The sequence below is a fragment of the Deinococcus proteolyticus MRP genome (assembly GCF_000190555.1).
Lineage (GTDB): Bacteria > Deinococcota > Deinococci > Deinococcales > Deinococcaceae > Deinococcus > Deinococcus proteolyticus.
Genome location: NC_015163.1, coordinates 17043 through 37500, shown reverse-complemented (window position 1 = coordinate 37500; position 20458 = coordinate 17043). Strand labels below are relative to the sequence as shown.

18 protein-coding genes are annotated in these 20458 nt (G+C 59.5%); 6 read left to right on the top strand and 12 right to left on the bottom strand.

The features are described 5' to 3' along the window. Positions 1–227 precede the first annotated feature (227 nt). Positions 228–515 carry a transposase gene (locus DEIPR_RS13475; protein ID WP_013616021.1) on the top strand — a complete coding sequence of 96 codons (288 nt, stop codon included), beginning with the start codon at positions 228–230 and terminating at the stop codon, positions 513–515. Positions 516–517: 2 nt separating this feature from the next. Continuing rightward, positions 518–1387: an integrase core domain-containing protein gene (locus DEIPR_RS13470; protein WP_013616020.1), complete on the top strand. Its 870-nt coding sequence runs from the start codon at positions 518–520 to the stop codon at positions 1385–1387. A gap of 127 nt (positions 1388–1514) precedes the next feature. On the opposite strand, the gene DEIPR_RS13465 is transcribed toward DEIPR_RS13470, so the two are convergent. Together DEIPR_RS13465 and DEIPR_RS13460 are read right to left on the bottom strand one after the other, a co-directional pair. Further along, on the bottom strand, positions 1515–2498 hold the full coding sequence (locus DEIPR_RS13465) for an IS4 family transposase (protein ID WP_041222302.1): 984 nt from the start codon (positions 2496–2498) through the stop codon (positions 1515–1517). A 335-nt stretch (positions 2499–2833) separates the two neighbouring features. After that, positions 2834–3682, bottom strand: coding sequence for an IS5 family transposase (locus DEIPR_RS13460; protein ID WP_013616019.1), 849 nt, complete (start codon positions 3680–3682; stop codon positions 2834–2836). A gap of 100 nt (positions 3683–3782) precedes the next feature. Here DEIPR_RS13460 and DEIPR_RS14460 point away from each other — a divergent pair. Further along, a protein-coding gene (locus DEIPR_RS14460; protein ID WP_218921249.1) for an IS630 family transposase occupies positions 3783–4791 on the top strand; the annotation gives its coding sequence in 2 pieces (ribosomal slippage) (positions 3783–4253 and positions 4255–4791; 1008 coding nt in all). A gap of 341 nt (positions 4792–5132) precedes the next feature. On the opposite strand, the gene DEIPR_RS13450 is transcribed toward DEIPR_RS14460, so the two are convergent. The 4 genes from DEIPR_RS13450 to DEIPR_RS13435 all read right to left on the bottom strand — a co-directional run bounded on the left by DEIPR_RS13450 (position 5133) and on the right by DEIPR_RS13435 (position 9637). Continuing rightward, entirely contained in the window at positions 5133–7721 is a 2589-nt protein-coding gene (locus DEIPR_RS13450) for a Tn3 family transposase (RefSeq protein ID WP_169310717.1), read from the bottom strand. Beyond that, a complete protein-coding gene (locus DEIPR_RS14785; RefSeq protein WP_049775341.1) occupies positions 7643–8071 on the bottom strand; it encodes a DUF4158 domain-containing protein in 429 nt (142 codons plus the stop codon). Before DEIPR_RS14785 ends, DEIPR_RS13450 begins: the two co-directional genes overlap by 79 nt. A 175-nt stretch (positions 8072–8246) precedes the next feature. Continuing rightward, positions 8247–8858 (bottom strand): pyridoxamine 5'-phosphate oxidase, encoded by a 612-nt coding sequence (pdxH, locus tag DEIPR_RS13440; protein ID WP_013616017.1) that lies wholly within the window; start codon positions 8856–8858, stop codon positions 8247–8249. A 14-nt stretch (positions 8859–8872) separates the two neighbouring features. Beyond that, positions 8873–9637: an SDR family oxidoreductase gene (locus DEIPR_RS13435; protein WP_013616016.1), complete on the bottom strand. Its 765-nt coding sequence runs from the start codon at positions 9635–9637 to the stop codon at positions 8873–8875. Between the two features lie 180 nt (positions 9638–9817). Between DEIPR_RS13435 and DEIPR_RS13430 the strand changes: the two genes are divergently transcribed. Together DEIPR_RS13430 and DEIPR_RS13425 are read left to right on the top strand one after the other, a co-directional pair. Next, positions 9818–10288, top strand: a complete 471-nt coding sequence (locus tag DEIPR_RS13430) for an RrF2 family transcriptional regulator (protein ID WP_013616015.1) — start codon at positions 9818–9820, stop codon at positions 10286–10288. Between the two features lie 110 nt (positions 10289–10398). Then, positions 10399–11025, top strand: coding sequence for a recombinase family protein (locus tag DEIPR_RS13425; RefSeq protein WP_013616014.1), 627 nt, complete (start codon positions 10399–10401; stop codon positions 11023–11025). A 204-nt stretch (positions 11026–11229) separates the two neighbouring features. Here DEIPR_RS13425 and DEIPR_RS14690 read toward each other — a convergent pair whose 3' ends face one another. The 5 genes from DEIPR_RS14690 to DEIPR_RS13405 form a co-directional block, all read right to left on the bottom strand. After that, positions 11230–12522, bottom strand: coding sequence for an ATP-binding domain-containing protein (locus DEIPR_RS14690; protein ID WP_013616013.1), 1293 nt, complete (start codon positions 12520–12522; stop codon positions 11230–11232). A 30-nt stretch (positions 12523–12552) separates the two neighbouring features. Beyond that, on the bottom strand, positions 12553–13332 hold the full coding sequence (locus DEIPR_RS14685) for a helicase domain-containing protein (RefSeq protein ID WP_013616012.1): 780 nt from the start codon (positions 13330–13332) through the stop codon (positions 12553–12555). A 70-nt stretch (positions 13333–13402) separates the two neighbouring features. Next, positions 13403–14299 carry a DNA/RNA non-specific endonuclease gene (locus DEIPR_RS13415; protein ID WP_013616011.1) on the bottom strand — a complete coding sequence of 299 codons (897 nt, stop codon included), beginning with the start codon at positions 14297–14299 and terminating at the stop codon, positions 13403–13405. A gap of 410 nt (positions 14300–14709) precedes the next feature. After that, positions 14710–15739, bottom strand: a protein-coding gene (locus tag DEIPR_RS14455) for an IS630 family transposase (protein ID WP_218921250.1) whose coding sequence is annotated in 2 segments (ribosomal slippage) — positions 14710–15246 and positions 15248–15739 — 1029 coding nt in all. Because the reading frame shifts where the segments join, the coding sequence is not laid out codon by codon here. A 22-nt stretch (positions 15740–15761) separates the two neighbouring features. Beyond that, positions 15762–16331: a hypothetical protein gene (locus DEIPR_RS13405; RefSeq protein ID WP_013616010.1), complete on the bottom strand. Its 570-nt coding sequence runs from the start codon at positions 16329–16331 to the stop codon at positions 15762–15764. A gap of 63 nt (positions 16332–16394) precedes the next feature. On the opposite strand from DEIPR_RS13405, the gene DEIPR_RS13400 reads away from it, so the two are divergent. Further along, positions 16395–16643, top strand: coding sequence for a helix-turn-helix domain-containing protein (locus DEIPR_RS13400; protein ID WP_083801597.1), 249 nt, complete (start codon positions 16395–16397; stop codon positions 16641–16643). A 1944-nt stretch (positions 16644–18587) separates the two neighbouring features. Here the strand turns inward: DEIPR_RS13400 and DEIPR_RS13390 are convergent. Next, positions 18588–20363 carry a M14 family metallopeptidase gene (locus DEIPR_RS13390; protein ID WP_013616009.1) on the bottom strand — a complete coding sequence of 592 codons (1776 nt, stop codon included), beginning with the start codon at positions 20361–20363 and terminating at the stop codon, positions 18588–18590. Between the last annotated feature and the right edge of the window lie 95 nt (positions 20364–20458).

Genomic DNA, 20458 nt, shown 5'->3' with positions numbered 1-20458 from the left:
GGGCCAATTAAAAATGGAGCGGCCTATACCGTCGTTCGGTATCAGGTGTACGACGCCAAAGGCCGCTGCGACTTATGTGATTGCGAACACAAGGCTGGGAAACAGGCGCTGATCCGCGACGAACAGACGAAGACGCTCTACCAGTCAGGAACTCACGGTAGTGGTACGCGAAATCCTTCCACATCGGCCCCACTTTTTAGGAGGGTGGGGCACACTGGAGGGAAGATATGGGAAAACAGCGCAAAACCTGGTCACCTGAACTCAAGGAGCAAATTGTTCTGGCTGTCCTGAGCGGGGAGCGCACCATCGCGGAAGCTGCTCGTGAATACGAGGTCAGCGAGAGTTTGATTCACACCTGGCGTGCACAGTTTCTGGAAGCGGGCCGTGCCCGCCTCCAGGGAGCGAGGCCGGATGCAGCCCAGAAGAAGTTGGAGAAGGAAGTCCAGCAGCTCAAGGCCATCATTGCGGACAAGGAATTGTCACTCTATATCGCAAAAAAAATCCGGGGTCTCTGAGCGTGGATGAACTCCTGGCGTGCTACCAGGAGTTGCTCGGAGACCACCCGAAACTCAGTCTCAGCAGATTTGCTGGCGAGGTGGAGCGTCCATATCACGTCCTGCGCGATGCCCGGCAGAACGCACAGCGTTCTGCACAGCGGACGGAGCGACGTCAGCACATCCTAGAAGTGGTGCGGTTCAAAGCCCTGGAAGAGCCACTCAGCGGCTACCGTTTGATTTACCAGGCCCTGCAACAAGATGCCCAGCAGCCTTCTCCTGGCCTCCATACCGTCCGTCGCCACATGGCGGAGTTGAAGGTGCAGCGCCCGGTTCCCAGAAAGAAACGCCGTCCATCGGCATGCCCTACCTCTATCGTTCTCTGGCCAGCGGGCCGCCGAGTTCAGGTCGATGCCACACGGCTCAGCTTGCCGGACGGGATCTGCTGGGCTTATCTCGTCCTGGACGTGGAAAGTCGCGCACTGCTGCACATTGAAGTGGTCCGGAATCTCTCTGCCAGCAGCGCGGTCACCGCGCTGCAACGGGGAGTCTATGTGCTGCACCATCTCGGCATACACGAGCAGCTCCTTATCATGACCGATGGTGGCTCAGATTTTACGTCTGGCGCATTCCAGGCGGCCTGTCAGGAGCTGGGCAACTGGGTACGGGCCAAGGTCTCACGGAAGGGAGGAATGGGCATCCTGGAAAGGCTCAACCGGACCTTCAAATATGACGGCGTGTTCCGGGAAGAATTGACGAATATTGCCCAGCTTCGTGCGTTCAGCACGAAGTTTAAAAACTGGTACAACTCTGAGAGAAGGCATTCCAGTCTGGGGTATGCCTACCCCTGGGTTAAACTGCTTGAAGCTACGGAATCTTCGAACGTGGCTTGAAGGATTTTCCGTACCACTACCGTCCCTTTCTGACACGATGAAAAGATAACGGCGAAGCAACTGGCAAGCAGGATGCGGTTCACGGGGTACTCCTGGGAAGGATCAAATCGAGTTGTTGTGTGAAGCCTCAGTAGGTGACAACTTCACTTCCAGCCCCTCCTGGTGGGCAAAAAGGCTGGGTCAGCAGGTCTAGGACAGCCATGAACTGTTTGGGTTTCCACCGTAGAGCGTCTACGAGATGCTGAGCACCGTGCCGGACCAGGCTGACCTCTCTACGACCGTGCTTCAAAACGGGAATGGGATGAGTCTGGCCGAGCCAGACTCCCAGACGCAAGCAGAACATCCAGGCCAGTGTCACCAGGCCAAAGAGCCGCTGTAGACGGCTCCTTTCCGTAATCCCAGTCCGCTCCAGGTCGAAGCCTCGCTTCTTGAAGCTGCTGAAGGTGCACTCGATTGACCAGCGCTGCTTGTACAGCTTCCAGGTCTTCCGAGCGCTGAAATCTGTGGCAATGATGACGAGGTCACCTGTGGATGACCTCGTCGCGACCACCCGCATGAGTTCGCCAAACACGAACACCTTTTCGTCGATTTCATGGAAATGCCCGTGCTGGACGTGCTTAAACCATTCCTTCCCATTCATGTCGTCCAGCATGTCGCTGTGCCGAATGCGGATCGCCCGCTTGATGCCTTGACGACGGAGAAAACGGAACCACTCCGCACCGATGAACTCACGGTCAGCCACCAGGCCTTGCCAGCGTTTCGCTGGCAAGACGCGGAGGAGCTTCAACACCAGCCACATACGGGCGTAGGTGTGGCTGTTCCCAGACTCATCAAGAGGAACCCAAATCAGGGGCAGGGTGAAGCCATGAACCACGGCTCCAAGCACCAGAAAATTGATGGGCGTTTCCCCATGCTCCCAATTGGTGCGGTCCAGACTCAGCAACACCTTCCCCGGTGGAAGATGGACGACGAGCAGAGCGATGAAAAAGTCCATGTCCAGCTGCTCATCCCGGAAGGTTCGGTCCGCCCTTCTTTTCTTGGCTTGCGGCGTGCTGATACCGGGCATGTGAGGACTCAGGTCGTGATGATTGATGCTCCTCGCGGCAATCATCGCCAGAAGCACATCGATCAGCCGCTGAAGGGTGTCAATGCGGAGGTGACTCGCGTGTACTTTGAAGTGGCGGGTCAGTACGGTAGCCTGCTGGGCAGCGGATTCTGTTGATTTCACACTCCCAGGAGACCGCGAAGAGAGAGCCCCATCAAGCTTGATGGGGCTCTCTCTTGAGTTCTTCCCGTCTGGAACGAGGTCAAACCGAAGTTGTCACCTACTGAGCAAGCAGATATCCAGTGGATCAAGCGCTTATGTGCCTTGGGCGACGAAGCGCCGGCCATGCTGCACGACTTGTTGAGCAAACTCCAAAACTTTAAAGTGTGTCTGAAAACTCTTCAAGTCACTATTTTGGCCAGTCGCTTGACCATCAAGCGAATCATGACCTCGTAGACGAGGTTTTCCGAGGTTTCTGACAGTGCTTCGTAATCTCTGGACATCCGCCTGGATTTGCCTATCCAGGCGAAGGTTCGTTCAACCACCCAACGACGTTTCAGCACGACGAATCCTGTTGGCACCTCCACGGGTGGTGGAGGTGCGTCTTTTGGTGCCCAGGTACTCTGCCGGCCCGACCAAGGATGCTTGACGATTTCTAACGTCCAGCCCAAATGTTTTCTGATTTCAGCTCCCAATTTGCCGGTATACCCTTGGTCTGCCCAAAGATGTTGCATGCGTGGAAAAACGTTCGGCAAGTCTCGCAGCAGGAGGATCGCGCCGGCGCGATCCTGATAATCCGCTTCATGCACCTTGATTGCCATGACGAGGCCCATCGTATCGACCAGGATGTGCCGCTTTCGACCGTTCACTTTCTTCCCACCATCATAGCCACGAGGTCCGCCTGCTTCTGTCGTTTTGACTGATTGGCTGTCAATAATTCCCGCTGAGGGTGTTGGGCTGTGGCCTGCTTGCACGCGAACCCTTTCCCGCAAGACAGCATGAATCGCTTTCCAGAGACCCTGTTTCCTCCAGAGTCGGTGGTAGTGGTATACCGTCTGCCAAGGTGGAAGGTCATGCGGCATCAGCCTCCAGGCGATACCACCGCGAAGAACATAGAAGATCCCATTGAGAATGTCGCGCCAGGACCACTTTCTAGGTCGTCCTGTTGAACAGACAGGTGGAAATAGAGGTTCGAGGATCATCCATTCGGCGTTGGTCAGATCGCTTGAGTAGACGGACGACATACCCATAGGATCCACGAACACGCGAGAGATGAAAAACCCGCACCAGGAGGCTTTTCAGACACACTTTATTGATAACGGTGGAGGTCTGAGTTGCTACACTTCGTATATGTCCGGATGGCAGCCAAGCCACTTCTCCCGTGCGCAGCTTGAGGAACGCCGCTTAGCTGCTCTGGAGTGGATCAAGCGTGGTGAACACAAAAACCAGGAAATAGCAGACCACTTTGGGGTGTCGGTCCATACGGTCTACACCTGGAAAGCCAGGCTGAAGCAGAACGGTAGCTTACAGGCGACAGTTGCTCGTGGGACTTCTTCCCGCCTCACTCCTGCTCAGCATGAACAGCTCCGCACCCTCCTCCGGGAGGGTGCTCTGCAGCACGGGTTCCCTGATGAAACTTGGACGACAAAGCGCGTGGCAGAGCTAATCGGGCGGCACTTCGAGGTGTGGTACCACCATGATCACGTCCGTAAAATCCTGCGCAAGTTGGGCTTCAGTCCACAGATGCCAGATGGGCGGGCCGCTGAGCGGAACGAACTCCGGATCGCATCCTGGCGGGAACAGGTGCTACCGGAGTTGGAAAAAAAAGGTCGCTGAGGGAGCCACCGTCATCTATCTGGATGAGGTCGGCTTCTCGCTGAAAGGCGTGCGAAGGCGAACGTGGTCACCCAGGGGCGTCACGCCCCTGGTGGGGCTCAGAGCGAACTGGGAGAAGCTCTCCACGATAGGCGCCATCACCTCGGACGGACGATTCTTTCAACACACCAAATCCGGGGCGATTCGCAGTGCGGACGTCACCCGGTTCTTTCAGCATCTGCTGCGCCAGGTTCAGGGGAACGTCGTCGTGGTGCTGGATAACGCGAGAACGCATCACGCAAAATCGACTCAGGCGTTCGTGGCAAGCCACGAACGCCTCTCCCTGGTCTTCCTCCCACCCTACGCACCAGAACTGAATCCCATCGAACTGGTGTGGGCGTACGTCAAGCGAAATGTGCTGGGCAATTTCTGTGCTCATTCAGTCTCAGCCCTCAAAGAAAAGCTACATCGAGCTTGGCAACGAGTTCGCTATGTTCAACTGCCCCTCCATCTTATGAACTCAAATCTACGCCGTTATCAATAACCCAGAAGAGGCATTGAATCCCCGCTCTGCTCGCTATCAATTGCGGCAGCTTGAGCGGGAGGTCAAACGCGAAACACTTGACCTCAATCAGTGCAAAGAATGTTTGCGTTTTCTGAAAAGGGCGATCAGGAACAGTACACCTGAAGGCGGGTACCAGCGAGTTAGACGGGGAAGCATTAAGAATCCTGATGTAGACGTAAGGTCATTAGAACAGCGTGCGACCTCACCGCTGCCCATCTGCGATGAGGCGGCCCTTGAGCGGACCCGCCGCCATCAACTTGGGGATAGGACAAGATCCAAAAATTTTAGTACGCTAAGGAAAAGTCCCTCCAGAACGAGCGTTACTCGCGTAACGCTCGGTAGGTTCCCTCTACGGGCACCCCTTCGGGGTGCCACACATAGTCCCCGGTCAGCCCGATGTGCTCCCACGACAGCGGCGACACGTGAGCCAGCAGTTCATCGGACACGTCCACGCCCTCGGCACGCAGGGCTTCGACGGCGCGCCCCAGGTACACCGTGTTCCAGACAGCGATTGCGGTCGTCACGAGATTGAGGCCGCTGGCGCGGTTGCTCTGGGCCTCAAACGACTGATCCCGAATCTCCCCACTGCGATGGAAGGCCACCGCCCGTTTGAGGGCGTGCAGTGCCTCCCCCTTGTTCAGTCCTGCCAACACCCGGCGGCGCAGCTCCGGGTCACGCAGCCACTCCAACGTAAATAGCGTCCTCTGGACGCGGCCCAGCTCGCGCAGGGCCAGCGCCAGGCCATTCTGGCGCGGGTACGAGGCGAGCTTGGAGAGCATTAACGAGGCCGTCACCGTGCCCGCCTTGATCGAGGTCGTGAGCCGCCGCAACTCGTCCCAGTGCTCGCGGATCAGACGCAGGTTGAGCCGCTGGGCCACCAGTGGCTCCAGCAGCCCGTAAGCCGAGGCCACTTCAGGCGTATACAGCCGAGTTTCCCCCAGGTCTCGAATCCTGGGAGCGAAGCGGAAGCCCAGGAGGTGACACAGCGCAAAGACCTGCTCGGTGTAATGCTCCTTGATCTTCAGCTCCGACAGGTGGTACAGCAACCCGTCCAGCACATGCAGCGCATCACGCACATTGGCGGTGATGACCTTGGTGTGGAAGGGCGCGTACTGGTCGCTGACATGGGTGTAGAACAGGATGCCCGGCTCGCGGCCATACTTCGCATTCAGATATCCGAAGGTCTTGCCCCGCCCACCTGTCGGGAAGCGTTGCCCGTCGGAACTGCTCGTCGTGCCGTCCCCCCACAGAGCGGCCAGGGGTAGTTTGGACTGAAAGTTGACCAGCTCGGCGAGACCCGCCGCGTAGGAGTCGGGGCGGAGGAACCAGTCCGCGAGGTACATCAAGCGGCGTGCGGTCATGCCGGGGTCCGGGGAAGCCTCCGCCATCTTGGTCAATCCCAGGTTCAGCCCGTCAGCCAGGATTGCGGTCAGCAGATGGTCGTGGCGCTCCGCCTCCTTTCCGCTGTGCAGGTTCAGGAAGGCTCCTGTGAACCGGGTCCAGGCGTTGACCTCTAGCAGCAGGTCGGTGATCTTCACGCGCGGCAACCGCGCGCTCAGCCTGCGCCCCAGAGGCTCCACCTCGTCGGGCACAGCCCGCGTGACCTTCCCAATTCTGAGCCTGCCGCGTTGCACCGACACGGAGGACAGCTCGCCCCTGGCGAGCAGGTCGGCCACCTCACGCAACTGCTCCGTGAGCCTGGGTTCCGTGGCTGCCCAGAAGGCGTCGAACGTCTCGGGCAGGTCCAAGGATAGCTTGGGGAGGCGTTTCTGCCAGGTGCCCTGTGGCAGGAGGTAGGCGTCGAGGTCCTTGTACTTGCGGCTCCCCGCGACCCAGACATCTCCGGCTCGCAACGCGAGCCGCAACTCGTCTAGTACGCACAACTCGTATGCTCGTCGGTCCACCGCGCCAGCTCGGAACACCTGTCCAGCCCACTTCTGCCGGACAAAACCGATGGGAACGTGTTCAGGTAAGGTGCGCTTGTTCGCCGCGTACATCTCTCGGAGGAGGTTCAGTGCCTCGACCACGGGTACCGCCTTGCCCTCGGCATGGAAGGTGAAGGCCGCCAGCAGCCGGGGGGCATAGCTTCGTACCTTCGCGTAGCCCTTTATGGCGTGGTGCAGCGGATCAAGCTGCTCGGCACTCACCACCTCCTTCTCCCGTACGGTCTCGACGAGTTGTTGCCAGTTCACGACCGCTTCGATGGCCTGATAGGGGTCGGCCCCCTGCTCCCGCGCGGCGATCACCGCCGCGCACACGGACTTGAAGGTGCCAAACTGCTCGACGAGCGGCGGCCCCTGCTGCCCAAAAACCTCCGCGGCGGCCCGTTCGCCTTCCCGCAGCAGCGGCACCATCACGCGGTCGTGCATGTCGAGGACGGCATCGGTCAAGGTCTCGGAGAGATCAAGCAGCCGGGCCATCAACGTGGCCCGGCGCCGCCGGGGTTCAAAGTCCGCGAGATGCGAGGCACTCAGCCGCCGGGCTTCCTCCGCCAGGTGCTCCAGGCGGCTCTGCGGCAAGAAGGCCTGGAGATTGCTCTGCACCGGGAAGGTTCGCACGAAAGCCAATTTGTCCAGCAAGGTCAGGATGTGTTTGGGCTTGGGTGCGCCCACAGGCCGCGCCAGCCACGCGAAGCGCGAGACTGGCTCATCGCCCTGGGGCGACAGCAAGGCGTCTACCCGGTCGGGAAGGTCGCCCTTGAGTGGCAGATTGAGCACGCCGTAGGTGTGCTGGTCGGCGCGGACACGGGCAGAACGAACCAGGCGTTCGAGAACGCTGAAACGCGGCACCAGGAGGTGCCGCCGCCGCACCTCGTCCATCAGAGCACTCATCAATGGGAAAGGCTGGTCGGTAACGACGGCCAACGGCACCAGCCAGTCGCGCAGCTCAGCGCCCTGGCGGCGTGACAACTCGACGTACCCCAGCCGCTGACACAGGGTAAGTGTTCGCGCCGGGTCGGCTCGCGGGCGGCGTACTGGGTGTAGCACGCTGAATCCACCCGCAGTTGTTCGGCGAGGTACGCCAGGACGGCTTCGGGAGGCGTCTCGCCGGGGCGTAATCCGCGCCCCAGGTGGCGCAGGACCGTGAGCTGCACGGCGAAGCCCAACTTGTTGAAATCCCGCCGCCGCTCGCGCACGAGGCGAAGGTCGGCGGCGTCAAGCAGGTAATACCGGGAGAAGGTACGTTCGTCGATTTCCGGGAAGCGGGTGAACTGGTCGCGCTGGGCGGAGGTGAAGAGGGAGCCGGACGAGTTCTGCATGATGGCTCCATCCGGCGAGAGGCCCAAGAGGGGTCACGCCAGCAGCGACGCAAAACACCCGTCAACGGGTGATCTGGAATGCTGAGCGTTCCCAGGCGATGACGGGTACGAGCCGTTATGGAAGGAGGTCAGCATGATCCGCAGGCGGGGTCACGTCAACGCCAGACCTAGCCACTCAAGGTGTTAAGCGGTGAATGACCCAACCCTCCCGGCCAAGAACATAGGCAAAGCGGTCATGCAGCCCATTCGCCCGCCCTTGCCAGAACTCCCAGCGGTTCACTTCCAACCGGAAGCCTCCCCAGTATTTGGGTCTGGGAACAGTCTCCCCAGCAGGGAATTTCACTGCCATCTCAGCCAATCTGCTCTCCAGCCCCTCCAGGTCCACCGGCTGGCTCTGCTGAAGGTTGACGTGGGCGGCGACCTGAATCTCATGCGGCTGCTGGTGGAAGGCCCGATCAGCCTGTTCTGGACTCACCCGTGTGACCCTCCCCGCAGCCCGAACCTGCTGAGCGAGCTGAGGCCAGTAAAACACCGCCTCGGCCTGGGGATTCTCGTCCAGTTCCCGCGCTTTCTGTGAATGCATGTTCGTGTAAAAGGTCAGGCCCTGGCTGGGGTCTCCCCGCAAATAGATGGTGCGGACGCTGGGTAGACCTGCTACGTCTGCCGTCGCCAACTGCATGGTGTAAGGCTCGGGCTGCCCGGCGTCGATCATGGCCGCAAACCATATCTGGAACTGGTCTAGGGGATCGGCTTGCCAGCCTTCCGGATGAGAAATGGAGTGCTGCATCCCTCAACCTCCCCTTACAGGTGTGCGCCGCCGGTGGCGACAATGACCTGCCCTGTGATCCAACGGGCGCTGTCCGAAGCCAGGAACGCGACCACATCCGCGATGTCCTCTGGCTGGGCGACCCGGCCCAGCGCGGCCTGACTGCCCACGTACTGCTGGGCTTCGGGATTGTTCTTCAGCCAGTCGGCGTTGATGTTGGTGTCCACCACGCCGGGAGCGACGGCGTTGACCGTGATGCCTCGCGGGCCGAGTTGCTGGGCCAGGGTGTGGGTCAGTGCGTCGATAGCGGCCTTGCTCATGGCGTAGGCCACCAGGTCCGGGTAGGCGATGTGGGTCACGCTGGAAGAGATGTTGACGACGCGCCCACCGTCACTCAGGCGGCCCAGGCCGTGCTTCAGGATCATGTAGGGCGCGCGGGTGTTCACCTGATGCTGGCGGTCGAAATCCTCGTCACTGAGGTGTTCGATCTCGCCACGGCGGGCGATGCCCGCCGTGTTGACCAGGACGGAGATGGGAAGGTCCGCCACCTGGGCCGCGTTAGCTGCGTGCTCGTAAGCCGCCCAGAACTCGGTGCCCGCATCAGGCCGGGACAGGTCGGTGTGAAACAGGAACGCCTGGCCGCCTGACTGCTCGATGTCCCGCTGGAGGGCCTGGGTGCTTTCCAGATCCGCCCCGTAGTGCAGAGCGACCAGGTGGTCACGGCTGAGGCGCCGGACGATGGCAGAGCCGATGCCGCCGCCTGCTCCGGTGATGAGGGCGATGGTAGAACGCTTATCCATATGGGTTCTCCTCAGACGCTTCCCCGCCCACTTTTTATAGATAATATAGATACTCTATGTCTATATTGGAGGGAGAGAAAGGTCACAGCTTGATGTGCGGCGGGAAAACCGATTCCCTTCCGCCTCGCCGAACCTAACATGCCAATTATGGATAGTCAACAGCCATGATAGAGTTTGGGGATGAAGCTCTCGCAGGGGGTCGAATGGTGTCTGCACGCCGTGGTGCTGCTTGGTCAGCTTCCGCAGGGCACCGTTCTTCCACGCACACTCATGGCACAGCATCATGGCCTCCCCGATGATTACCTGGCGAAGTATCTGAAGCAGTTGGTGAGGGCGGGCGTGCTGATGGCCTCAACGGGACCGCGAGGGGGATACCGACTGGCGCGGCCAGCCGAACGCATTACAGCCTGGGAAGTCATCGAGGCCATCGAGGGAGGCCAGTCCTTCTTTCACTGCCAGGAAATTCGGCAATGCGGTACTGGAGCGGCCCGCCCCGCGGAATGTACCGAACCCTGCGCCATCCACCAAATGATGCACTCGGCGTTTTTGACCTGGAAAGATCAGTTGTCGCAGACCACGGTAGCTGATCTCGTGCAGCAGGTTCCCGAGCATGTGCGTGAACGGAACCGACAGGGTTTACTGAACGCCTGATCGCCACTGGGACGGCCCTGGACTGTCCCAGTGGAAGGGTCCTTCAAAGGGGACAGCTCACAGGCATGATGAACACGAGCAAAAATAGCTCTCGATTCCTGGAGGTTCAAATGGGACAGCGCGCCGCCATCTACTGCCGGGTCTCCACGGGGGACCAATCCTGTGACCGCCAGGAACGGGACCTGCGGGCGTTTGCCGAGCGCGGCGGGTACGAGATCATGGGCGTGTTCAAGGAGACGGCTTCCGGCAGCAAGGACCAGCGGGCTCAGCGGGGTAAGGTGGTCGCGCTGGCGCGCGACCGTCACATCCAGGTGGTGCTCGTCACTGAGCTGACACGCTGGGGGCGCTCTACGACCGACCTGCTGCACAGCCTGCGGGAGCTGGAAGCGTGCGGCGTCTCGGTGATCGCGCAGACGGGCTTGCAGTTCGACCTCTCTTCCCCGCAGGGCAAACTGTTTGCTTCGCTGATGGCGGCCCTGGCGGAATTCGAGCGGGACCTGCTGCGGGAACGGGTGAAATCGGGGATCGCGGCGGCGCGGGAGCGCGGCGTGCAATTCGGTCGTCAGCCGGGGCAACGGGTCAAAGCCGAACGGTACACCGTGCGAGTGCTGCGGCTGCGCGCTGAGGGGCGGTCGTATCGGGAGATCGCCCGTGAACTGCGCCTGAGCAAGAACACCGTTATGGACATTGTGAAACGCGCTTCCCCGTCAGCGCCCGGGGAGGACGAGGCGGCTTAGCGTACTAAAGTTGCTGGATCTTGTCGTCACCCCAACCTGAACTCGCATGGCGGGCCGCGCAGACTCCTGCATTCTCTCCTACACAGGGAGGAGAGCGGCGCAGTCAGTTCAGACGGTTCCGCAACTGAGTAGGCCTTACTGATTTGGGCGTAAGTCTGAAGAAATCAAGAGACAGGGACTGTTTTGAGATAGTCCCCTCCTCCCTCATGCCCCCTGCACCAGCGGGTGAAACCCGCCCCCGCTGTAAAACGCCAGATGGTGCAGTCCCCGGCTGGCCGCTACATACAGCAGCCGCGAGTCGTACTCCGTGCCGGGGTCATAACTCTGCGGGTCGGCGTCCATCACCACACACCCGTCGAACTCCAGACCTTTCGCATACTGAACCGGAATGCTGACCAGCCCACCTTTATAGCGGTGCTGCGGTTCGGTAATCGCTTGCACGTCCAGGTCGAAGGGGGCCAGGGCGTCAGGCAGCCGCTGGGCGTCAATCGTCCTGCGGGTGACCAGGGCGATGTTGGCATATCCGGCGTCCTGCAGTGCCTGAACGTGCCCAGCTACGGTGTCCAGCTCCCCTTCCAGAAGCTGCACCGGGTCGCCCTCACGTCCGATGTGCTCGCTATGAATCACCTTCGAGTAGGTGGCCGCGATTCTAGCGCTGGCTTCTGAAATGGGCGCAGTCGAGCGGTAGGTCATGGGCAGGAAGCTCACGTCTGCCCCTCCCAGTGCTTGTTGCACCTCTTCCCAGTTGGCCGGGCCTTTGTAGCCGGCGAGGCCCTGTGAGAGGTCCCCCAGGGCGGTGAGCTGGCCGGGGCGGGTGGCCTGGGCGAGCAGGCGGTACAGCAGCGGTTGGAAGTCCTGGGCCTCGTCTAAGAGGATGTGGTCCCAGCGTTCCCCCAGGCCGTGCAGGATGCAGCGCAGCGCGAGGATGGCCGGGAGTTCGGTGACGTCCACCGAGGAGCCTTTGGGGAGGGGAATGGCGCTGAGGGGGTCGCTGAGGAGGGTACGGCGTAAGGGTTCTGCTACTTTGGCCCGTTCAAGCAGGGCCTCGTTGCCCAGCAGCCGGCGCGTCTCGCTGACGGGGAGCATTCGTCCGAAGAGGGACGTGACGACCCTGGAGATGTCTTTTTCGAGGGGGCGCAGGTCGGCTTCGCTGGCATTGGTGCGGCGCAGGATGAGTTCCCTTAGACCCGCTTCGAAGCGTTCTGTAGCCCCTGGCTGGCTCAGGGCGCCCTCAATCAGCTCCCAGAGGTCGGCCCTGGGGATGGGGCCGGTGCTTCCCCTTCCTGGCACGTCGAAGCTCGGCTCGGCCACCTTGTGCAGTCTTTCCCAGAGTTCCTGGCGGACATGCTCGTGGATGAGGTCGTAGATGCTGGCCCGGCCCAGGGCTTTGGCGCGTTTCCAGGCGCTAGCGCGGCGGGCGTTGTTCTGGTCGGCCAGCAGCAGGGTGAGGGTGCGGTCGGTGACCTGCATCTTTTCCAGGCCCAGGAAGGAGAGCATCCACTTCTCAGGGGTGGTGACGGTGACGCCCTAGAGTTCCAGGCCGGGCAGGACACGGGAGGCATACGCAGCGAGGATGTCGTTGGGCATCAGGGCGAGGATGCGGTCTGGGGCAGCCCGTACACTTTCCGGGCGGTCCGGGGCACAGAGCCAGGCGAGGCGGTGGAAGCCGACGGTGGTTTTCCCGGCACCGGCGCTGCCCTGGACGATCTGGAAGCGCTGCGGGTCGGCGGTCATGGCGTCATATTGAGCCGGTTGGAGGGTTTCAACGACATCCCTCATCCCAGCAGTGGCGTGTTCGGAGAGGCGTTTCAGGAGGACCTTGCGCCGGCCAGCCCCCTCTGAGCTGCCTTCTTGCTGGGCCTGTTCTCCTTTGTTCTCCCCGGTGTAGAGGTCGGTGATGTCCAGCAGGCGTTTGTTCTGCACGTCAAGCTGGCGCTTGTGGAGGACCGTGCCGGTATTGCCGGCGGCCTGCCACTGGAGCTGGTCGGTGTAGAAGAGGCCGCCGACGTCGCTGCGCCAGGAGGTGACACCGTACTTTGGGTTGCCGAAGGCATGTTTGCCGATGTAGAGGGTTCTTTCCTTGCCCCGGATGCGGACGGTCATGCGTCCGAAGTAGGGGGAGTGGACGTGGGGACTCAGGACGGCGGCGCGTTCCTCGGCGTCGTCGGCCATGACGAGGGAGGTGTGTTCGTCGGCTCCGCCGTGGCGCTCTCTATCCTCAAGAATTCGGATGCGGCGGATCATGGCCTGAATGGTGCTGCCCAGGCGTGCTTCTTCGGCGGGGAAGTCGGGGTGGGGGTGGGTCATTGCTTCATCCTGCCTGAACAGGGTGTCTGGCCGTGAGGCAAGCTGGTGGCCTGGGCCTGTTCTTCCGGGGTCATTGCTTGAGGGGCATGACGCCGGGGCAGAGGGTGCCGTACTGCTGTTCAGCGAGCTGGGTCGGCGCACCAGGGAAGTCGCTCCAGAACTCGCGGAACTGATGGAGGGGCACTTCGTATTTGCGGTATTCGGCGCCGCTCATTTTGGGGAGGCTGGTGTTGGGGAGGACCCAGAGGCGGTAGTCGTTCTTTTCTTTCGAGTACCAGAGCTTGAAGAAGGCGGCCGGGATGGTGACCTGGTCGTCTTTCAGTTTGCCGGTGTCGCCCAGGGTGCCGGTGAGGACGGTGAGGCCGCCCGGTTCTGCCGTTTCCCTGGCGCAGGCGCGGGTGGCGCTTTCCAGACCGGCCCAGGGGCCCTGATTGAGTTCCGGGTTCTGGGGGGCGACGTTGCTGAGCAGGAAGGACTGGCTCATGGCGGTGGGGGAGAATTTGAAGTCGGCGGCGGGGGCGAGGTGGCCGCGGTCGTATCCGGAGCCGGCGTAGTCGTTGAGGGTGGGGCGAAGTGTGGAGTGGAGGCGGTCGTCTTCGCGGAAGTCGTCGGTGCGTGAGGTGTTGCCTTCGAGCATGTTGGGGGTAAGTTGTTCGGCGGTGACGCGGGTGAGCTGGTCGAGTTCGGAGTAGCCGGCGGTGTAGTAGCCGTTGCACAGGGTGTTCAGGGGGTCGCCCTTGTAGCTGATGGGAAGGGGGTAGGCGAGCTTGAGGCAGCCGTCCTCGGTGGCGGGGGCGGCGGCTTGGTCTGTGCTGGTGCTGGCCGGGTCTGTGGTGGTGCCTGGGGCTGGGGTGATGGTGACGGTTTCGGTGGTGGTGGTGCTGGTGGTGACGGCCTGTTCGGTGGGAGGGGCAGAGCAGGCGGCGAGGAGGAGGGGTAGGGTGAGGGAGGTCAGCGTCCGTTTCATGCTTCCATCTTGCTGGGGGGGGCTGGTTTGCACGGCCGGTTGGCCGCCCTGAGCACCTTCTAGATCTCTTCCCTCTAATAATTTTAGAACTACACAACAATGGTTCACTTCCCCCGCATCGCTCTCTTTATCCACAGTGCGCAGAGGGGCCGGTATAGGGTACGGAGCTTCAGCTTTGTGCTGCTCCTGTCTCCATCAGCATGACAAAGGGGCTGGTTGGTTTAGCGGAAAAGCTTGGGCAGGAGCTGGAGCTGGTAAGGACAGAACAGAGGTTCAGGGTGGGGAGAGAGTAGAGAAGCTGGAGCTGAAGCTGAGGCAGGGAGCGGGTGGGATTGGAGTAAAGGGGTGGGGGAAAATGGAGAAGCTGAGGCGGGAAGGGAGTTGGGAAGGGCTGGTTTGTAATTCGGTGATTATTGATAGCGGCGTAAGTTGGCGTCCATAAGCTGACGGGGCAGGTGAATATAGCGGACCCGCTGCCAGGCGGTGACAAGCCTCTTTTTCAGCGCTCTGATGGAGTGGGCACAAAAGTTCCCCAACACATTGCGCTTGACGTAGGCCCACACCAGTTCGATGGGATTCAGTTCTGGTGCGTAGGGTGGTAGGAAGACCGGGGAGAGGCGTTCGTGGCTTGCCACGAACGCCTGAGTTACTTTCGCGTGATGAATTCTCGCGTTATCCAGCACCACGACGACGTTCCCCTGAACTTGGCGCAGGATGTGCCCAAAGAATCGGATGACCTCTCCACTGCGGATCGCTCCGGATGTTGTGTGCTGGAAGAATCGTCCATCTGAAGTGATCGCCCCAATCGTCGAAAGCTTCTCCCAGTTCGCTCTGAGCGTGACCAGGGGCGTCACGCCCCTGGGGGACCACGTTCGCCTTCGCACGCCTTTCAACGAGAATCCGACCTCATCCAGATAGATGATTGTGGCTCCCTCAGCGACCTTTTTTTTCCAACTCCGGGAGCACCTGTTCCCGCCAGGATGCAATCCGAAGTTCGCTCCGCTCAGCAGCCCGCCCATCTGGCATCTGTGGGCTGAACCCCAACTTTCGTAGGATTTTACGGACGTGATCATGGTGGTACCACACCTCGAAGTGCCGCCCGATCAGCTCTGCCACACGTTTTGTCGTCCAAGTTTCGTCAGGAAACCCATGCTGCAGAGCACCCTCCCGCAGGAGGGTGCGAAGCTGGTCGTGCTGAGACTCAGTCAGCCGAGCAGGACGACCAGAGCTGACCGTCGCTTGCAAGCTTCCCTTCGTTCTGAGCCGAGCACTCCAAGAAGTCACCGTGAGCACGGAGACGCCGAAGTGAGCAGCGATTTCGCGGTGTGTGTGGCTGCCTTGCTGCAGCCACTCGGTAGCAGCCAGACGCCGCTCCTCAAGTTGGGCACGAGAATATTGGTTCGGTTGCCATTCCACAATCCCTAGAGTTGAGCAGCGCATACTTACGCCGGTACCAATAGAACTACCAATATCGGTCATACTCGGCTCCCCGAATTTTGAATTCGGCCTCAAGCGCATTGATCAGTGCTTTGGCATAAGACTCAATTTCTGATTGCGGTCTATCAAAGTTGCCTTGGGCGTCCATGACAACACGCTTGTCGGACCTAAAATAGATAGGATGACATTCTCCCAACCAGCGGTTGCCTTCAAGGTGCATCAAGCCGACAACTACACCTACAGCGCGCTCTTGTCCGGGGAAATGCTTGCGATGGCTAGCGACCTCTTTATACACCTCATCGTAGGATTCATCGCCAAATTTATATAACTGCCAAGCGGCTACAGCTTCCATAAGCTCTCGGTAACGCGGAAGCAGATCGGAGTACTCAAGCGCTGGATTGGTGTTACCAATATCTCGGTGCATAGGATGACAGAGCTCAAGTTGGATCAATCGAAGGAGGGCTGCTTCCAATCGCCACCGTCCTTCTGGAGTCGTGCGAAACCCACCCAGCCCAGTGGCATGTAGTTCAAAGCGGCCAACTAGGCCTTGCTGTACATGGCCCTCTAGGGGCTGCATAAGATCAACGAGGTGCATATCTCTAAAAGTATACAACTTTTAAGATGACAGCAAAACAGATGGAGGTCGGATTGTTAACTCATGCAATTGGACAATCCAGGACAGGAAAGGCGGTTTCTACTTCGCCGCAAGGAAATAGGGAAGAGGGTAAGACGAATTCGAGAGGAACGGGGCTGGACTCAGGACACTCTTGCTCATATCAGTGGCCTGAATCGTTCATACCCATATCGCATTGAAGAAGGCTTAGTCGATGTGCGGTTGAGTACCCTACTCAAGATTTCAGAGGCTTTAGAAATTGATGTGGTAGCGCTACTCAACGACGATACTTAAACCGTTGCCGTCAAACGCCACCGCCTTGATCAGATGCGGATGCCGGGACTAGAGGTCATCCGGAAATGCAGTAACCGTCTGAATTGAGTGGTTCTTCAATGCTGACCCCGGCAATTTTTTAAGCTGCGTTACCAGAGAACTGGAGTTTTTAAGATTTTCCGGATGGCTTCTAAGCTGTAGCCAGGTGACACAGGTACAAATAATGGCTATATCAAAGTGATTTATTGACAGTAGGTCAGGGCACCCTGCCTATCAGAACGTTCACATTGTTAGAAACTAGAGAGCCAAACATGGCATCTAAACCTACTTGGGCAAGGGATTTGGTTGTCTTTTTCGCTCGGAAGCGCGCCCTCTGAGCCATAGTGAAGTTGACCCGGTAACATGTTCTCGATGCTGTACATCAGAGAACTCAGAGCAACAGAGGCTGTCCGGAAAATCGTGGAGGTGCGCCCCCATCTCCACGATTTTATGCGAGCAGACTGGCACAGCTCCGTAGAAAAGCGAGTAAACGCAGACTCGCTCGGACCTCATATCCATTTTCCGGATGACCTCTATATCTCTTCCCTAATTTACCTTAGGGAAGAGATATAAGTCTTCACGGCACTCTGTTACTCGTAAACGCTGGCCAGCACGGCATAGAAATAACTTCCTCACAGAATCGCCGTGAAGGGGCCTCCAAAGCGAGTTGAGGGGTAACGTACCCCCCACTGCGGCCTGAGCTTCTCCGAGATAGTAAGAATGTGAACATTTCAGGGCAGTTCAGTCTTCTTTCCGATGTCCTGCAGGTGCCGGCGCATCCGTCCACTCAGCTTTTTCAGCGAGGGGCCACCTCAGTGAGTCGCGCGACCAACTTGCTCACATCCGAAGGCAGTATCAGCACGGTGAAGCCGGCCATGTTTGGGGGCAGAACGCGCGCGGGCACAGCTGTCCAGGCGTCGGTACTGCCGCCTAGTATTTCCAAAGTGACAGCGCCAGAAAGAGAGAAGCTCAATCATTCAACGGTAAGACAGATTTTGACGTCTGTAACACCTGTTTCCGGGAAAATTGGGCGAAGTGCCACCGTCTCCCCCTGCAAATTGGGCGAAGTGCCACCGGTGACCGCTTGAATGACAATGTAATTTCGGGGGGCAATTTACGAGGCCACAAGACCAGCAGCTGCCACTGCCTGGCCTCCACTTGTCCATACTGCTGAGCTTGCGTACCGCTGTTCGGCCATATCAGTGTTTCCGTTCGGGATGCATATTCCCTGAGTGAATGAGCTTCTTAGGAGAAAGGGAAAAAAGATCAATCAATTCAGAGAAGTAGGCAAAACCTTGTCCAGGACAACGAAAATTCCAAAAGGGAACAAAGTGCCACCGTGAAATGTGCCACCGTGAAAATTCAAAAAGGAACAGAGTGTCACCGTGAAATGCCGAGTCTTTCATAGGCGGAAGCTGCATATTGCCTGTCTCGGAGATCCTCCGGGCATCGACGGGAACAAAGTGCCACCGTTCGAACCAAAAAAGGGAACAAAGTGCCACCGGTAACCCAGTGGGGAACAAGATAGTGAGACACTCGCTTCGGGTAGATTTCATCTGCTGACTACTCCGGCAGCAGCCTGGCAGAAAGGCCATGCGAACTTCTTGTGGGTTCAGAACTGCGCTCCACCAGCGGTAAGCTTCTGGAAGTCCTTGAAAGCTGGGCACTCCGTTTCTGTCACGTTGTCCATATTGGTGACGGTCAGCCACTGAGCGTAGGTGCCGCGGTTCAGGTCATGGGCGGTTCACACCTCCATATGCCGCCCTACCCCATATGTTTCTGCGTTCCAGACAGCGTTTTCTTAAATCTGTCAGGTACTGAAGACACAACCACAGACCCGCGGTACTCCCTGACGTTGTCCCAGGCTATAAGTTGAGAAGGTCAAGCGCATGCATGTGGCGGCCCGTTCAGCAGCCCGCCTTGGTGTCACGACATTCTCTGTCGAGTCTGAAGCCACGACAGGGCAGCTTCGATGACCGCGAATTGGACCTGTTGTCCCAGAAGAAAATCCGGACCCGTCACCGTCTCGTCCGGGAACTCGGTAATCAGTTCAATCTGGCAGCTCAGGTTCGCTCGCTCGGAAAACGTGCAGGGTGTTCCGTGAAGCATCCGGTACGGCCTCTCGCTGCTGTGGGCTGCGAACACCTCACATTGATCGCGGTTGAAGGTCATCAGCGCTTCATTCTCTGACAGCCGCACGGTCACGTAATCGGCCAGATCCTCGGCAAGTCGCTGCGCTTCAGGCTGCGCACGCAAGATGAGGAAAAAGCCTTTGGGCAGTGTCCAGGCCTCGAAGCCTCGGGGGATATAGCCGTTCATGGGGCGGGTCCATTCGTGGGCGGGATAGCCGTGCAGGTTCACGTGGACCTGTGGCCCGTGGCACTGCATGGCTTCCCGCCTTCCACCCTTCTCATACCAGGGTGAGAACTGGCGGTACTCCAGGTCGTCTCCGAGGGCGGTGTACCTTGCGGCGTGGTGCATATGCTCCGGATGCTGGGCCTCTCTGAGAAACTCGAACAGGGCGTAGCCGTCCGGATTCTCCTGCGGGATGACCGTAAGTAAGGACCGGTCACCGATTTCGTCCAGGGCACGTAAAGCCGCGACGACCCCGGTAGATTCGTTGGCATGCTGGCCGGCCGTGACCAGCATGCCGCTCCCGCTTCCATCAGTTTGACCGAACGTCATGACCACACGGCCCTGAACGCTCCTGGTCTCTGTTTCCTGCCCACGGGCGAGAACCGTCTGCCACCCCACGATCTCATCCGACGAGAGAGGCCGTTCCAGACTGGCCAGAGCCGGCAACTCCGTGCAGGCTTGAATTGGAGAAGTCTGTGCATCTCGGAGCGTGATTTCAAGAATCACCTCGTCATCTGACGTCACCAGGGGAACGATCTGGCCGGTCTGCAACATGCGCTGCCCTGGTACCGCAGCCCGCGTCAGGAAAAATTCCTGGGTCCCGAAGTAAAACTCCTCACTCAGCGCTTCGCCGAGATCCAGCGCCTCGTGCCTGTAGTTCAGCGATTCACGCTCGAAAGGGAAGCGAGCGGTCACCTGAAGGGCACTGAAATAGGGGGCAGCCTCGGGCCACTCGTGCTCGGCAAGCCAACCGAGATACGCCTCCCACAGCTGCTCGGAAGCAGTCGGGAAATCCAGAACCTGGTCGTCGACAACCAGCCGCCCGGTCATCCTCTGTACACGTTCCCCTGTGACGGACGTCGCCGCACGTACGGGAACAGGAATTTCGGTCACCGAACCGTCCACCGTCAGGCAGTAGAGCGGTTCATCCATCGGTAGGGGTTGGCTGGTGAATACCGCGCCCTTATTACGGAGCCATCCGGCCAGGGGATAGGCTTCCAGCAAGAACCGCTCCGGGTGAGCGTCCTCCAATACGGGATACTGAAGATCGACCGTTTGCGGTGCCCGACTCTCCCAGGTAGGAAGCTGGCCAACCAGCCTACTGACCAGAGGCTTGTAGCAGCTGAGGACCTCGATATCGCAAGCAGGCCAGCGCTCCTGCAGCTCTTGCTGCAGTCTCAGACGTGCGGTAGCTCCCTCAGAGATCCAGACACGCAAGCGGCGTGGGGGCTGGGAAATGTTCTTACGCAACAGGTGACGGACGATGGCCGTCTCCGTTCGTCCTTGCCATGTCCAGCTGCCGGCCTGTTCCGAAGCGGCAGCGGCATCCTCTCTCTGTGGGGTCATGATGACATGATAATCGCCCAACAGGAGTACCTTTCAAATCTCAATTGACGGGAGCCTCCGCATGGCTGCCGGATAGGTTATACTCACCCTCCCCT